Annotated in this window: 12 protein-coding genes and 2 tRNA genes; 3 read left to right on the forward strand and 11 right to left on the reverse strand. The window is 46.2% G+C overall.

Annotated features, from left to right (window positions below; all coding sequences use genetic code 11):
• Positions 1-2: 2 nt before the first annotated feature.
• The 5 genes from BCT27_RS08740 to BCT27_RS08760 all read right to left on the reverse strand — a co-directional run bounded on the left by BCT27_RS08740 (position 3) and on the right by BCT27_RS08760 (position 5373).
• Positions 3-1355 (reverse strand): type VI secretion system contractile sheath domain-containing protein, encoded by a 1353-nt coding sequence (locus BCT27_RS08740; RefSeq protein WP_102395571.1) that lies wholly within the window; start codon positions 1353-1355, stop codon positions 3-5.
• A 49-nt stretch (positions 1356-1404) separates the two neighbouring features.
• The gene (tssC, locus tag BCT27_RS08745; protein WP_102318694.1) at positions 1405-2886 is read right to left on the reverse strand and encodes a type VI secretion system contractile sheath large subunit; all 1482 of its coding nucleotides are present in this window, start codon (positions 2884-2886) and stop codon (positions 1405-1407) included.
• Positions 2886-3395 carry a type VI secretion system contractile sheath small subunit gene (gene tssB / locus BCT27_RS08750; protein ID WP_102318695.1) on the reverse strand — a complete coding sequence of 170 codons (510 nt, stop codon included), beginning with the start codon at positions 3393-3395 and terminating at the stop codon, positions 2886-2888. Before tssB ends, tssC begins: the two co-directional genes overlap by 1 nt.
• A 69-nt stretch (positions 3396-3464) precedes the next feature.
• The gene (locus tag BCT27_RS08755) at positions 3465-3983 is read right to left on the reverse strand and encodes an Hcp family type VI secretion system effector (RefSeq protein ID WP_102318696.1); all 519 of its coding nucleotides are present in this window, start codon (positions 3981-3983) and stop codon (positions 3465-3467) included.
• A gap of 34 nt (positions 3984-4017) precedes the next feature.
• Positions 4018-5373: a type VI secretion system protein TssA gene (locus BCT27_RS08760; protein WP_102395572.1), complete on the reverse strand. Its 1356-nt coding sequence runs from the start codon at positions 5371-5373 to the stop codon at positions 4018-4020.
• Positions 5374-5884: 511 nt separating this feature from the next.
• Between BCT27_RS08760 and BCT27_RS08765 the strand changes: the two genes are divergently transcribed.
• Positions 5885-6529 carry a hypothetical protein gene (locus BCT27_RS08765; RefSeq protein ID WP_102318698.1) on the forward strand — a complete coding sequence of 215 codons (645 nt, stop codon included), beginning with the start codon at positions 5885-5887 and terminating at the stop codon, positions 6527-6529.
• 303 nt (positions 6530-6832) lie between these two features.
• Here BCT27_RS08765 and BCT27_RS08770 read toward each other — a convergent pair.
• Both BCT27_RS08770 and BCT27_RS08775 read right to left on the reverse strand, forming a co-directional pair.
• Positions 6833-6909: transfer RNA gene (locus tag BCT27_RS08770), tRNA-Asp, on the reverse strand.
• 42 nt (positions 6910-6951) lie between these two features.
• Positions 6952-7042: transfer RNA gene (locus BCT27_RS08775), tRNA-Ser, on the reverse strand.
• Positions 7043-7282: 240 nt separating this feature from the next.
• Here BCT27_RS08775 and BCT27_RS08780 point away from each other — a divergent pair.
• Positions 7283-8728 carry a bifunctional NUDIX hydrolase/phosphatase PAP2 family protein gene (locus BCT27_RS08780; RefSeq protein WP_102395573.1) on the forward strand — a complete coding sequence of 482 codons (1446 nt, stop codon included), beginning with the start codon at positions 7283-7285 and terminating at the stop codon, positions 8726-8728.
• Between the two features lie 71 nt (positions 8729-8799).
• On the opposite strand, the gene BCT27_RS08785 is transcribed toward BCT27_RS08780, so the two are convergent.
• The 4 genes from BCT27_RS08785 to BCT27_RS08800 all read right to left on the reverse strand — a co-directional run bounded on the left by BCT27_RS08785 (position 8800) and on the right by BCT27_RS08800 (position 12800).
• On the reverse strand, positions 8800-10149 hold the full coding sequence (locus tag BCT27_RS08785; RefSeq protein ID WP_102318700.1) for a dicarboxylate/amino acid:cation symporter: 1350 nt from the start codon (positions 10147-10149) through the stop codon (positions 8800-8802).
• 370 nt (positions 10150-10519) lie between these two features.
• Positions 10520-11005 (reverse strand): hypothetical protein, encoded by a 486-nt coding sequence (locus BCT27_RS08790; protein WP_102318701.1) that lies wholly within the window; start codon positions 11003-11005, stop codon positions 10520-10522.
• Complete coding sequence (locus BCT27_RS08795) at positions 11002-11952, reverse strand: ATP-binding cassette domain-containing protein (protein WP_102395574.1); 951 nt, start codon at positions 11950-11952, stop codon at positions 11002-11004. Before BCT27_RS08795 ends, BCT27_RS08790 begins: the two co-directional genes overlap by 4 nt.
• Positions 11949-12800, reverse strand: a complete 852-nt coding sequence (locus tag BCT27_RS08800) for an ABC transporter ATP-binding protein (RefSeq protein ID WP_102318703.1) — start codon at positions 12798-12800, stop codon at positions 11949-11951. The genes BCT27_RS08795 and BCT27_RS08800 overlap by 4 nt, the downstream gene beginning before the upstream one ends.
• A 273-nt stretch (positions 12801-13073) precedes the next feature.
• Here BCT27_RS08800 and BCT27_RS08805 point away from each other — a divergent pair, with 273 nt between their 5' ends.
• Complete coding sequence (locus tag BCT27_RS08805; protein WP_338417997.1) at positions 13074-13454, forward strand: C1orf53 family protein; 381 nt, start codon at positions 13074-13076, stop codon at positions 13452-13454.
• The last annotated feature ends 31 nt before the right edge of the window (positions 13455-13485 follow it).

Here is a 13485-nt window from a genome sequence, read left to right on the forward strand (position 1 = left end):
GCTCATACGCTCTCTCCCACTTCGTTTGAGGAAACAGCCGTAGAAAGCACGATTTGAGCATCAAGAATTTCATATTGATACTGAGGTTGAAGGCGAATTTCGCAGAGATAACGCGTTTGGTCAGAGGCGTCTTCAACCAGAGCGATATCGCAGGATTTTAGTGGATAGCGCGCCATAATGGCATCATCACCATAATCCACTTCGCTAATGTATTTTTGAATCCAACGCTCTAAGCTGCGTTTACAATCTGCTGCACTATCGAAGCTGCCCACTTGGTCACGAAGCTGCGCTTTAATGTAGTGACCAAAACGACATGCCATTAAATTGGTCTGAAGCATACCCAGTAACCGGCTTGCTTCGTCAGGCGCTTTCCATACGGACTGGTTAGAGAAAAACCCTTGTTGCCCGCTCAAATACAAACTGCTTAGCGCGATAAAGCCTTGCTCAGACCAAAATCCATCTTCTTCACTGAACACATCAACACGCGCAAATTGATTGCGCTTTTCTAACAAAATTGCGCCATGATTTGCACTTTCGTCATAGGCACGCAGGAAACCAAACCAGCTAATCCGGTCAAACTCGCGTAGCACATTTGCAGCAAGTAGATATGCAGGATTCCCCCACAACACGGGATCTGAAAGCGGAATTTCGTTGAATACAAATCCTGCGGGATAATTTAGCCAAGGCAAACGCTGGCTATATTCAGGCAATACCAGGTGGAGAAAGCGGCTTGATTGGTTTTTACGCAGCAACTGCCACGAGCGGTAGTCATCGCTTTCCAAAATTCGAGCAATACGCGCATTGTCATGCATTTGGCGCTCTGGCTGATCGCCAAAGAAGTAAGGGTCCACGCCAAGTGTTATGGGGCACAATGCCCTTTCGCCCACTTCAGACAGTAACTGAAGCGTATAGAGATCATCGTAATCGCTGTCGTCGTTAAAATCTGGATGAACACGATGGTCAATAACTAACAAGCCAAAAGGTTGACCACCCGCAGTATCAAGTTCTTGAGAGTAAGTTTTCTTGTATAGCGTCGATTGAGATACATCAAAAGATAAACTCACATCGTTCGCAATTTCTTGCCACGTCGCATCGAGCATCTTTACTTTGATGCGCCGCATTGAAACAGGCAATTCGATAAGGCTTTGTAGCCCTAACCAACTGGATTCGAGTTTTTTAAATTGCGGCTCTTGGATTACCAACGAAAGCTGTTCGCTAATTTTCTCATCAAGTGCTGAGATAAGCCGAGTGATAGAAGACGTAAATGCGCCGAGATCATTCTCACGTGACGAGGCCAGCAGAGCCTGCCAGTGCTCGCTGTCATAAGAATTGATAAAGGTTGCGCTATCTACCATCGGCAATCATCCATGTTCAAGAAGCGGGGATGACTCCCCGCTAATTGAATTAGCCTGGAATATTGGCAACCATCCGTAAGGAGGTCGTCAATTCTTCCATTTGCAGCCAAGGGCGAAGATACGCTACCGCAGAGTACGCGCCAGGCTTACCGGCTTGCTCCTGAACGGTGACTTTCGCTTCAACCAATGGGTGGCGGGCTTTCGCCTCATTGCCGATTGCATTTGGGTTAACATACTGGTGAATCCAAGTATTGAGCTCTTTTTCGACATCGGTGGCTTCAAGGTGTGAACCAATCTTGTCGCGTCCCATCACTTTCAAGAAGTGCGCAATACGGCTGCTTGCCATGGTGTATGGCAGGCGCGCTGAAATGGCAGCGTTCGCTGTCGCTTCAGGGTCGGTATATGTCTTAGGTTTATGCGCTGTTTGCGCACCCATGAACACACCGTAGTTGGTGTTTTTGTAGTGAACCAACGGCAAGAAACCTAAGTCGCTAAGCTCTTTTTCACGCTCATCCGTTAGGTTAACTTCGGTAGGACATTGCTGAAGGAGGTCGCCAGCATCGTTCTTGAAAGTAAAGTTAGGCAGGTTTTCCACTTTACCACCGTTGTCATTCCCACGGATAGCAGTACACCAGCCGAACTGACGATACGCATTGGTCAAGTTGAGACCGTAATCATACGCCGCGTTACTCCATACGAAGTCATCTTCAGACTCTGGTACGGCTGAACCATCAGCGCCTTTTTTCAGCTCTTCAAAAGCAAAAGATTTCACAGGAATGGTGCCTTCACCATATGGCAGACGCGCGAGGGTTTTAGGTAGCGTTAACGCCACATAACGGCTGTCATCACTGGCACGGAATGCATTCCAACTTGCGTATGCTGGCGAATCAAAACCTGCTGCAACCGGCTTGCCTTCTTGGAATGTTTGGAATGAATCAAAATCGAACATGCTCGCGTTCGCAGCGGCAACAAAAGGGGCATGAGAAGCAGAAGCTACTTCACCCATGTAACGCAGCAGTGCCACATCTTCATCGCCGTAGCCAAACTCATAATCACCAATCAGCGCACCATAAGGTTGACCACCCGCAGTACCAAACTCTTCTTGGTAAATCATGGTGAAGAAACGGCTGCGATCGATCGCTGGTGCATCTTCAAATTGCTCTAGCAATTCTTGCTTGGTGTAGTCAGCCAGTTTAATTTTCAGGTCAGGGCCCAAATCGCTGTTTTTCACCAATTTCTGTAAGCCGAGCCAGGTACCTTCAAGCTTTTGAAAGTCTTTTTCTTTCATCACAGTTTGTAGCTGTTCTGAAATTTTTTCGTCGATCGCGACAATGGCCTTTTCAATCGTCAACGTGAGGTTTTTGTCCCACGTAACGGTTCCATCAAGCACTTGAGAAGTAAGATTCGAAAGCAACTCTTTGGTTGTATCAGGCGGTGTTTGCGTGGTTGCAGTGATCGCACGTTCAAGAAAGCTCGCTTGGCCTTCTGATGCTTCTGCACCGGCTTGGTTTGTTTGTTGTTCAGTCGACATTACTCTTCCCCTTCCTTCTTCACGCCAAGCTCATCAGCCAATCCTTGGATTGCGTCTGTGCTTTGCAGAACTTCTTTGAGAAGGCGCTCAAGGTCACGAGAGCGATCTGCTTTGCTCAGCAGATCTTTAAGCTGGTTGCGTGTTTCAACCAATTGTCTCAGTGGATCAATCTGATCAACCAAACTTTCAGGGTGAAAGTCGCGCATTGACTGAAAGCTAAGGTTAACTTCGAATTGGCTGTCATCGTCTGCCAATTTATTGTCAACTTTGTAGCTAAGTTGCGGGTGGATTTGCGTCATCACCGAGTCGAAGTTGTCTTTATCAACACCAGTAAATTCACGCTCTTCCAAGTCCGTTTTGTCAGAGTCAGGTTTATGGCCAGAGAAGTCACCAATAACACCTACCACAAAAGGCAGTTCCTTGGTTTCTACGGCCCCATTTGTTTCCACATCATAAGTAATACTGACTCGGTTCTTACTTACCCGTTTATGTTGTGCATTCAGTGCCATAACACAATTCCATTTTAAATTTTACGTCACTAAGAAAAAGCGCCGACCACATAAACAGGCGCTTATCGATTACTTAGCACCTGATAGCAACTTGCCTTGAGGCACGTTGTAGGTGACGATACCGCCATCTTTCAACTCACCATCTTCAAGCTCATAGTTATGTTTTTGAGAGATTTCAATATAAGAAAGTGCTACTTTCTCAACAGGTTGAGACCCATCTGAACCTTCAACGTTGTAAGACACTAGACGTGCATTGGAGAGTTTAATTTGGAAATAAACCACTGCGCCTTGACCACCGGATTCTGGCTTAGTAAAGGCGATCTCAACCATTTTCCCTTCTTTGCCTGGGTTAAACAGAAAAGACAGCAAATCTTCAGAAGCGCCATCGGCTTGCTTGGTGAAATTCACCTCTGTAATCGCTACCATGCCTGAGTCAGCGTTGTTAGCATTACCGATATCCATTGCGACATTTCGTACGCCACCCCATTTGTACGAACTGATCGCAAACCAGCCAGTGCCTTCTAATCCAGCAATTGTTGCTCCACCCTTAACGTCCACGCCATCAATGCGCATAAAAATACTTGCCATAATTTTCCCTATTTATTTGTGAACAAATCCGACCCTACCAACGTAAACCCGTCGAACCATTTGAGGATTTACTAGAGCTCTCCTTGGGTGTTTCCTTCGGCTCAGCACTATGGGGTGCACCATCCTGAGCTGAATTTCGTGCAGGCTTAGAAGAAACGTGTGTTGGCGTTCCAGATGTAACATCGGGCAGCACTACCCTTTCTTCATTATCTAAGCCGATAAGATTGAAAATTTTGTCTTGATCGTTTTCTCTTCCCACCAACAGTTCACTCATGAGTTCCGGCAACGGCATGTAGCCCCAACGAATGGCTTTTTCTAAAAGAAAAGAGACGGGACTATGAGGTTCACTGACACGGAAATACTCCGCCAACTCTCGCAGTTGGACGAACGCTTGGTCTCGGTTCATGTTGTTCATTTTTGCTGCCTCTGCGAAGCTTGCGGTTTCGGACACCGAGACAACCGCTTGAGGTACAGTGTGCTGACTTTCGGAATGAGAAGAGTTCTCTGCAGCAGCTAACTCGCTTAGTTCGTTATTGTCTTGGCTTGAGTAATTTTGACTTAAGGAAGAATCGGTATTTTCCTTCGCAGGCTTTAAACCCGAGAGATAGGTAATTGCACTTTGAACTTTTGAAATGAGTGATAAGGCGAAGGTAAAATTAACGCCTTTGACCAACATCGGTTGTGCGCGCTTATTAATGCATTCCGATACCGATAAAAAGAGATTGGACAAACGTTCTAAGTTATCGATTCGCTCTTGAACAAAGCTTTTTTGAGACGCAAGAAGTTGCCCTGCTTGCTGGCGTAACTGAGGTGCACCGCCTTTGTTCTCAGCACTTTGGTACTGAAAAAAAGTGATGTCGCCCACCAATGGCAGCATAAGAAGCGGGGCATATAAAAGGCTACTGTCTTCACTGTCTCCACATATTTGAAAAAAGGCTTTCACCTTCGCCTCAAACTGCTCTTTTTGGGCTTCTTCCCCCTTTCCTTTCAGTTTCTCTTGCGGCAAAACTGGATTGAGGATTTCCCACTCATTCTCAACAAGCTCACTCAACCATTCGATAAGATTTGAAGCGCCAGCGATTCTGTTATCCACGATGAGCTGAACAGCAAGCATCCAACCAATCAGTTCAATGTCGCGACTTTCCGTTTCGAATGTTATTTTTAAGCTCGTACCGAGCTGCTTCCATGCTTGCAGGTTCTCTTCCTGCAAATTATCCAACTCTGTTTCATCGGGATTTTGCGCAAGCTTCCTAAGCGCGGTTTGGGCAACATTAAATTCATTTCTTAATGGTCTAAACGTCGTTCGGTCAGCTTTTAAGTATTTGCCACATGGCTGTTCGTTTGAGATAGGGGTTGAAAGCGCGCGTTTTACGTCGTCCGTGAATACCATATCTATACTGTTTCCCCGTATTACTGCGACATCCTTTCACAGTAAATTCTTCTAACCAACGCTAATCACTGCGTTAGAAACCTGTAAACACTTAGAAATAAAAAGGCTTATTTTTCAATTTGATGTGCTTCTAAGTGCTTTACTATTTGCACACTGAGTACATCTCAATTCATAGAAAAACGCTTCTCGTAAAAGGAATTACGCCAAGATTTGTTTCCAGTGTAAGATTATTGTCTTAAATTTGATACTTTGGTAGCGACAAGGTTACAATATATTGATGCGTTAGTCACATGTGAACTGTTTGGTTTTCAAAAATCCTCCAATTCATCCCGCAAAACATTCCACTGTTTAAATTACGCTCATACTATGAGCCCAGCAGTACGTTGGGATGTGCCGTGAGTAGGATTTCGATTTAGTGGACGTATCACCCAAGCAAAAAATTTGCATGTGAACGTTGCGTATATTCAGCGTTACGAACTGGTAACATTCAGATTAAAAAGGATATTTCTGCATGATCAAGATTCAAGAGACAGGAAGGTTGTCAAAACCATTGGATGAGGCAAGGAAAATTCTGGTTGTTCCTCAAGGCTATGCTGGGTTCTGCTTTCAACCTCAAAAATTTCCAGATCAAGTCAAAACAGTACTCACCACAACAGGCGTCGGCCCTTGTCACTGCTTGATCATTGTGGAAGATTATTCGGACAGTGTTGTTTTGTGTCACCTTGATGAGAGTTTCACTGCGAGAGCTTTTTCATACACAACACGCCTTCTAGAAATATTGCGAGACGGTTGTGGAGAAAAGAGCCCTAAATTTAGCGTATCTATCGCATCAAGCAGCCCGACGAGAGACACAGTATTGCGAGGCGGTGAAGTGCTTAGAGCAGTAAATGCATTCGGTAGCAGTGACAGAATGGAAGCGCCTGTCGCGCCCACAACATGCGGACAGACTGACCACGCGTTTACTGTCGGAGATCCAACGACAACCCACCATATTGGCGATATCGATCAGAACAAATATTTCGACAAGAGTGACGGCGTACCAGGCTGGTCAACATGGCAAAGAATCGGTGGGATGAGCCCAGGGTTAAGCGGAAGAAGAATTCGCTTGCTAACAAATTTAGATGTAGCTCCAAAACAGTTCGTGAAGCCCGTGTAACACATAGCATTAGAAAAGCACGTAAAAGGCCGCTGACTCTTTATGACAAGAGCTGCGGCCTTTCTACTTTCAAAAGCCATAACATTCACTCTCAATCAAGTTCGCGAGAGTCTAAGTCCCAATTTGATACATACAAAAAAAGCCCCGCGCTCTTTTCTAGAATGAGCTAGCGAGGCTTCGTTGTGTTGGCGGAGCGGCCGGGGGCGCGCACGTCCGGGACTCAGCCGAAGGCTCGTGAGAGTCCAAAACCAAATTCGATAGATACAAAAAAGCCCCAGCATTACTGCTGAGGCTTCGTTGTGTTGGCGGAGCGGACGGGACTCGAACCCGCGACCCCCGGCGTGACAGGCCGGTATTCTAACCAACTGAACTACCGCTCCAATTCTTTTGAAACTCGATGTTGCCATCCAATTTCTAGAATGTGGCGGAGAAATAGGGATTTGAACCCTAGGAGGGCTATAAACCCTCGCCGGTTTTCAAGACCGGTGCTTTAAACCACTCAGCCATCTCTCCGTGGTGCGGCGAATATTATAGGCCTACCGCGAACCTGTAAATACCTTTTTTGCGTTATTTTGTTCAAGCGTTCAAAAAGACACCAGAATGGCTTATCAATGAGTCAAATAACACGAAAAACCAACACCTTAATGATGTAAATTTAATATCTAGAAAGAAGATTTCACTTTCATTGCTAGCGTTCAGGCATCTCAGGGGTAAGTCAGCTACAATGCAGCCAACATTCAGATTCGAGCCAGCATGATGCGTAACACCCTTCTCTTTCTATTCCTGTCATTTATCTCTTTATCGACACTTTCTGCAACAAACGATGCCCAACAGATAAAAGGCGCTGCTTGCTTCGTCTCTGACGCCCAAGGCCGTGTTTTAGTTACGCGTGATATTCTCAATAATCGCATCTCTATTCCTGGTGGATATGTCGATACGGATACCCCAAGTGACGCAGCCGTTCGAGAAACACTTGAGGAAACCGGTATTGCTGTTAAAGCCGTAGGAGAGCTCATTAGGCAGGACAACGCCATTATTTATGACTGTGTTGCCTTGTCACCTATACCCGTTCATGACACTGCCTCCCAAGATTACGAAATTCAACATGCTGCTGTTGCCGCTTGGAACGCTGAACATTTTGGTCGTGAGGTGCGTGCCGTATACATGATGGCGCCCAACGACGCCATGCTGGATGATGCGCGTTTTCCAAAGCAGGTCGCCTTGTTCCCAGAGCTCTTGCTATCAGCCACGCCTAGCACACTCGATATCTCACAGAATTTTTCACACATAGCATCCGCATTTACCGTGTGGAATTCAGGGCTAAACCGACATTTTCAACAGTTTATTGAACGTCTGCCACCTTCCCTATCAAGCCTTTTATCAGCGGGACTCTTTGCTGTATCAACACTCGGTAATGGCGCACTGTTTTTCTTGCTGCTCCCTATCGCGATGGCGACAGGCGGTTTAAAGCGAACCGCCAGTGTTGTCTTGGTTGCGGTGTTGGTAACGGTCATCACGCATTTTGGAAAATTACATTTTTCTGTGCCTAGACCTTTTTACGTCTTCCCAGATCTTCAACGCGATCTAGCGTCCGGCTTTGCCTTTCCAAGTGGTCATACGGCAACTGCCTTTGCAGTGTGGGGCTTGGTGTATAGCTGGGTAAAACAAACGGGCAAAAAAGCACTGTGGATATGGCTTGTCCCCGCCGCGCTGGTTGCACTCAGCCGTGTATATTTGGGTGTGCATTATGTGACTGACGTGCTTGCTGGTGCTGTCGTCGGCGCGTTGTCTTTAGCGATTGTCCTCTATGTTTCTCATGCATCACATCGAGGTACCTCGCTTCTTCTTAAAGCGAGATTGTGGTTCGCGGTAGCGCTCTTCATCGCACCATTCGCAGCCACTCAAATTCAGCCGAGTTTCCTTTATTGCATGCTCTTGGCGTTCGCATTTGCCTTGTCGTTATGCGTTTCAACACGCGCCGTTACTCATGGAGATAAGCCATTGGGGAAAAGCGGGTTTATGTGGTCGCTTGCAGGATTGGTGGTATTGGCAGGCATGGCATTTGGGGTTGGTCAGTGGTCGACATCCAGCATCGAAATTCTGATTGCACACGCCAGTGTCGCCATCGCATTGAGTGTGTGGCTAGTGGTAATCACACCGCGTTTGCCCCTCACCTCAAGCGCGCCTTCGGCAAACTAACGGTTCAATCAACACGATCAAAAAGAGGCACAGCTAGGTGCCTCTTTCACATTTAGCATCGCTGCAAAAGATTAACCTTTCGCAACGTCTGCCAGTTCTTTTTCTGCATCATGGTCGATATCAACACCAGCAACGACACCCGCTTTCGGATCGTTAAAGATGGATTCGTCCAATTTGCCTTCACTCTTCGCAACAATACAGCTAACCGCAGCATCACCAGTAACGTTGACTGCAGTACGAACCATATCAAGCAGACGGTCAACACCCAGGATCAGACCGATGCCTTCAAGTGGCAGACCAACCTGAGCGAATACCATCGACAGCATGATCAAACCAACACCTGGCACACCCGCAGTACCGATAGAAGCAAGTACAGCCATCATGATCACAGTGACATAACCGGCCAAACCAAGCTCAACACCGTAAATGTTCGCGATAAACACTGTCGCCACACCCTGCATGATCGCCGTACCATCCATGTTGATGGTTGCGCCGAACGGAACAGTGAATGAACCCACAGAGTTACGAACGCCTAAACGCTCAGTCACAGTACGTAGCGTAACAGGAATGGTCGCATTCGAGCTTGCAGTACTGAACGCGAACACTTGCATGTTGCGTGCTTTCTTCAAGAAGGTCGTAACACTTAGACCAGAGAAGAGTTTGAGGATAAATGGAATCACAACAAACAGGTGCAGCATCAACACAGCGATCAGAACCACAACGTAGCCAATCAACTGCGCGAACAACGCAAGACCAAGGTTTGCCATGGCTTTCGCGATCAAACAGAAAACGGCATATGGTGCGATTTCCATGATAACGGTAACCATCTTCATCATGATTTCGTTAAGCACTTCTACCAACTCAACCACTTTCTTGGCTGGCTTACCAACCATCAAGATACAAACACCCATCAAAATCGCGAAGAAGATGATTTGCAGCATTTCACCTTCAGACAGTGCGTTGATTGGGTTGTTTGGAATGATGTCGATCAGAACTTGAGACAGCGGTGGCGCTTCACGTCCAGAGAACGCAGATTCCGTCGCCATGTCCATACCACTGCCGATACCAGAGATAACTGCAACAGTGATCGCCACAGCAATCGCAATGGCTGTAGTAAGGATATAGAGACCGAAAGATTTCGAACCAACTCTTCCCAACATTTTGATATCACCGATGCCACAGACACCGCATATCAATGAGAACAGTACGAGAGGTACAACGAGCATTTTCAGCGCGTTAACAAACATCTTGCCCACGACGTGGAACAAGCCATTTGTGATGTAGGTGTCAACAAAGCCACCTGCTGGGTTTAAACCCAAAATGTTAATGGTTAAACCAAGAAGAATACCGGCGACTAACCCGACAATCACCTTGGCGGTGAGGCTCATCTTCCCTTCACCGTTTGATGCTGCATTACTCATATTGCCTCCATGACTAAAGTAGTGTTTCCCGTCATGAAAGACCTTGTTTCAGATTGCCAATAGCAAAACTGCGCTTTGGAAGCGCTTTCCTCTAAAAATTGTGTAACCTCACCTTTGAGCCAATAAAGGTGCTGAGGTATGTAAAATTGAATTTAGATGGTAGTTATTTAGCCGACGAACAAAACCGATTCAAGATATTTCAGGTGTGACGTGCCATAGATATATCTTGATTCGCACTTCCTGTTCGTCTCTAAAATGAGCCTTTAAATTAATTTATGCCTCAAATAATCAAAACCACAACACCGGCCAAAATGCAACAAATCATTAACAACCATCTGATATGCAGTATTCATGCAGCCTTTGAGCATATTTACGCTGAAATGACCTCTTGAGACAAATTGAGATGATGTTGCGCGGTCATGAAGGAAACATGGGCTTCTATCAGGGTTTTAGCTTCTTTTTGCCAGTATTCTGCGCACTGGCTCTGACAAAACTCCAATAACACCACAATAAGTGTGTCCATGCGCTGCAAACACCACTTCTTAACCTCTAATTCATGTCGAATATCACTCGCCATTTCTTGCATCTTGCTGTAGCTAAACTGAAGAAATCCATAAGCTGTTTCCACCTCGCCAAGAGAAGCAGAGTGATGATGAATGCGCATACACGCATCCATCCAATATCCAATGGCTAAACTTTTCGCCTCATCAATGTGTGGGTCATACAATGCAGCTGGCACATGTTTAACCAATTCTTCTAAACAGCAGATCTCATTGATGTTCTGATTGCAGTACCATTGCTGTGCCAAAGATAGCCATTCATTCACCGTCATTTCAGGTTCAAATGTATTCGTCATGCTGCGGACTCCCAACAACGTACAAAGTGATTGTCACTCACCTGATTGATCACAGGCTGAAGCTTTTCACTGAGCGCACGAATTTCATCGGCATTCGCCGAATAATTATCCGTTTGCTTAATCAGTTCACTGAATGGCGTATCAGGATCAGGCACCGCAGAAATCAGCAATTGGGTGTAAGGGTGCTGAGGATTCGAGAGAATAGACTGCGTATCACCCCACTCCACAATTTGACCGCGGTACATCACTGCCGTTTCCTCTGCGATATAGTGCGCCGTAGCAAGATCATGGGTGATATACAGAAAACCTATTCCCATCTCTTTTTTCATTCGCTGCATAAGGTTCAACACACCCAGACGAATAGACACATCCAGCATGGAAGTAGGCTCATCAGCCAGAATGATTTCTGCGCCGACCCCCAATGCTCTTGCAAGGTTGACGCGTTGGCGTTGCCCCCCACTGAGTTGGTGTGGAAATTTAGATAAACATGCAGAATCTAATTCCACCATTTCCATCAGTTCGCGCTGGCGCGCTTTTAATTGCGCTTTACTGGCGATCGCATTGTGAATTTTCAACGGGCGAGCAACGTGATGATCAATCGTATGTGCAGGATTTAAAGAACCAAAGGGGTCTTGAAACACCATTTGGACATTGCTGCGATAGTCACGGAGTGGCTTACCAGAACGAATGTCGTTGATATTCTGTCCTTTGAATAAGATCTCTCCAGAAGACACATCGTGCACTTTGGTGATTAAACGCGCGACCGTACTTTTTCCGCACCCTGATTCTCCTACCAGAGCGAGGGTTTTACCTTTGTGAAGGTCGAAACTCACGCCACGCAGCGCCTGAAACACATCTTGTTTTGAAAACCCGCCACCGACAGCAAAGTTCTTAGAGACATTCTTCAATTGAATGATCGGTGACTCTTGGGTCAATGGCAGCGTCATGCGGGCTCTCCTTGTTCAAATTTCTCTTTACTGGCGTCGCGATCATGAATATTGGGGAATGATGCCCAAAGTTGTTGTGTGTAAGGGTGCTCAGGCTGATTGCGAATACGGCTCGAGGTATTCACCTCGACAATTTCACCGTGTCGCATGATGGCAATGCGATCGCTTAGCTGGGTCATTAGCGCCAAGTCGTGTGTGATGAAAAGCACTGAGAAACCAAATTCTTCTTTTAATGAGAATATCTGCTGAAGAATTTCACGCTGTACCACCACATCCAGCGCTGTCGTTGGCTCATCCATGATGATCAGTTTTGGGCTCAAGCTCAGCGCTATCGCAATCACCAAACGCTGACGCATACCGCCACTGAACTGATGGGGATAATCCAAAATACGCTCTCGTGGAATGTTCACTAGATCCATCATTTTCATTGCACGATCAATCGCATCTTCTTTGTTCCATCCTTTGTGCCATTGGATCACGTCAACGAACTGCTCTTGCACCGTCAACACAGGATTCAACGAATTCATGGCACTTTGGAACACCATGGCAATTTCACTCCATCGGACCATGTTGAGATCTTTTTCCGCCAATTCACGAAGATTACGGTCTTCAAGCCAAATCTCGCCACCAGAGATAAACGCAGGCGGTTTGTGCAAGCTGTTCACAGAGAATGCGATGGTGCTTTTTCCGCACCCAGATTCACCCGCCAAACCAAATATCTCGCCGCGACCAATATCAAAACTTACGGTGTTTACGGCTCGGAAGTGACCATCATCCATGATGTAATCAACACACAGATCTCGGACTCTAAGCAGAGGGTCATGATGAAAAGCCTGTTCATGTTCCATTTATATTCACTCCAAAAATAACTTGAATGCAAATTATTATCATTTCGTTTATCAGTAAAGTGTAAGACATAAATTAGAGAAGTGGATCGCACGAGGGCCCCTCAAGTGTGAAAGGTTTCACGTGGATTTCGCTTGGGTTTCACTGGAGCATGACGGACACCCGATGAATCCGAGGGTGAAGGAAAGGTATAAAATTAGGTAGAATGCGTGCTTCATACTTCGCCGATACGCTTATCGGTGAAAGGCTTTGCTCAATTACACGAAGATACAACGATGACATCATGCCCTCAGTGCGACGCTCCACTCACCTGCACAGCCGATACTGGCGCGTGTTGGTGCATGCAATATCCACACATATTGCCCGTTGCCGATAAGAACAATTTGGCATGCTTGTGCCCAACGTGTTTAGCAAAGCTCATTAACCAAGAATTAGACGTGCTATATCAAGAATACAGCGTCAATGACTTGATACGCTTAGCTAAACCCTATGCAAACAGCCCTGAACTTATTGAAGGGCTGGATTACACCGTGGAAAATGGTTTTATGGTGTTCTCTGCTTGGTATCACTTGAAGCGTGGCACCTGCTGTGGAAATGGATGCCGCCACTGCCCATATGGCAAAAGCGACACATCACGTTTCAACAACGTGGGCTAAGTCACTGACGTTGCGCAAGTCTTCGTAGACA

This window comes from Enterovibrio norvegicus (assembly GCF_002876705.1).
GTDB lineage: Bacteria > Pseudomonadota > Gammaproteobacteria > Enterobacterales > Vibrionaceae > Enterovibrio > Enterovibrio norvegicus_B.

Coding starts and splice junctions, on each gene's coding strand:
- BCT27_RS08800 (WP_102318703.1), bottom strand. CDS start 12,800: ATGGAACATGAACAGGCTTTTCATCATGACCCTCTGCTTAGAGTCCGA.
- BCT27_RS08765 (WP_102318698.1), top strand. CDS start 5,885: ATGATCAAGATTCAAGAGACAGGAAGGTTGTCAAAACCATTGGATGAG.
- BCT27_RS08805 (WP_338417997.1), top strand. CDS start 13,074: ATGACATCATGCCCTCAGTGCGACGCTCCACTCACCTGCACAGCCGAT.
- BCT27_RS08790 (WP_102318701.1), bottom strand. CDS start 11,005: ATGACGAATACATTTGAACCTGAAATGACGGTGAATGAATGGCTATCT.
- tssB (WP_102318695.1), bottom strand. CDS start 3,395: ATGGCACTGAATGCACAACATAAACGGGTAAGTAAGAACCGAGTCAGT.
- tssC (WP_102318694.1), bottom strand. CDS start 2,886: ATGTCGACTGAACAACAAACAAACCAAGCCGGTGCAGAAGCATCAGAA.
- BCT27_RS08795 (WP_102395574.1), bottom strand. CDS start 11,952: ATGACGCTGCCATTGACCCAAGAGTCACCGATCATTCAATTGAAGAAT.
- BCT27_RS08785 (WP_102318700.1), bottom strand. CDS start 10,149: ATGAGTAATGCAGCATCAAACGGTGAAGGGAAGATGAGCCTCACCGCC.
- BCT27_RS08760 (WP_102395572.1), bottom strand. CDS start 5,373: ATGGTATTCACGGACGACGTAAAACGCGCGCTTTCAACCCCTATCTCA.
- BCT27_RS08740 (WP_102395571.1), bottom strand. CDS start 1,355: ATGGTAGATAGCGCAACCTTTATCAATTCTTATGACAGCGAGCACTGG.
- BCT27_RS08755 (WP_102318696.1), bottom strand. CDS start 3,983: ATGGCAAGTATTTTTATGCGCATTGATGGCGTGGACGTTAAGGGTGGA.
- BCT27_RS08780 (WP_102395573.1), top strand. CDS start 7,283: ATGATGCGTAACACCCTTCTCTTTCTATTCCTGTCATTTATCTCTTTA.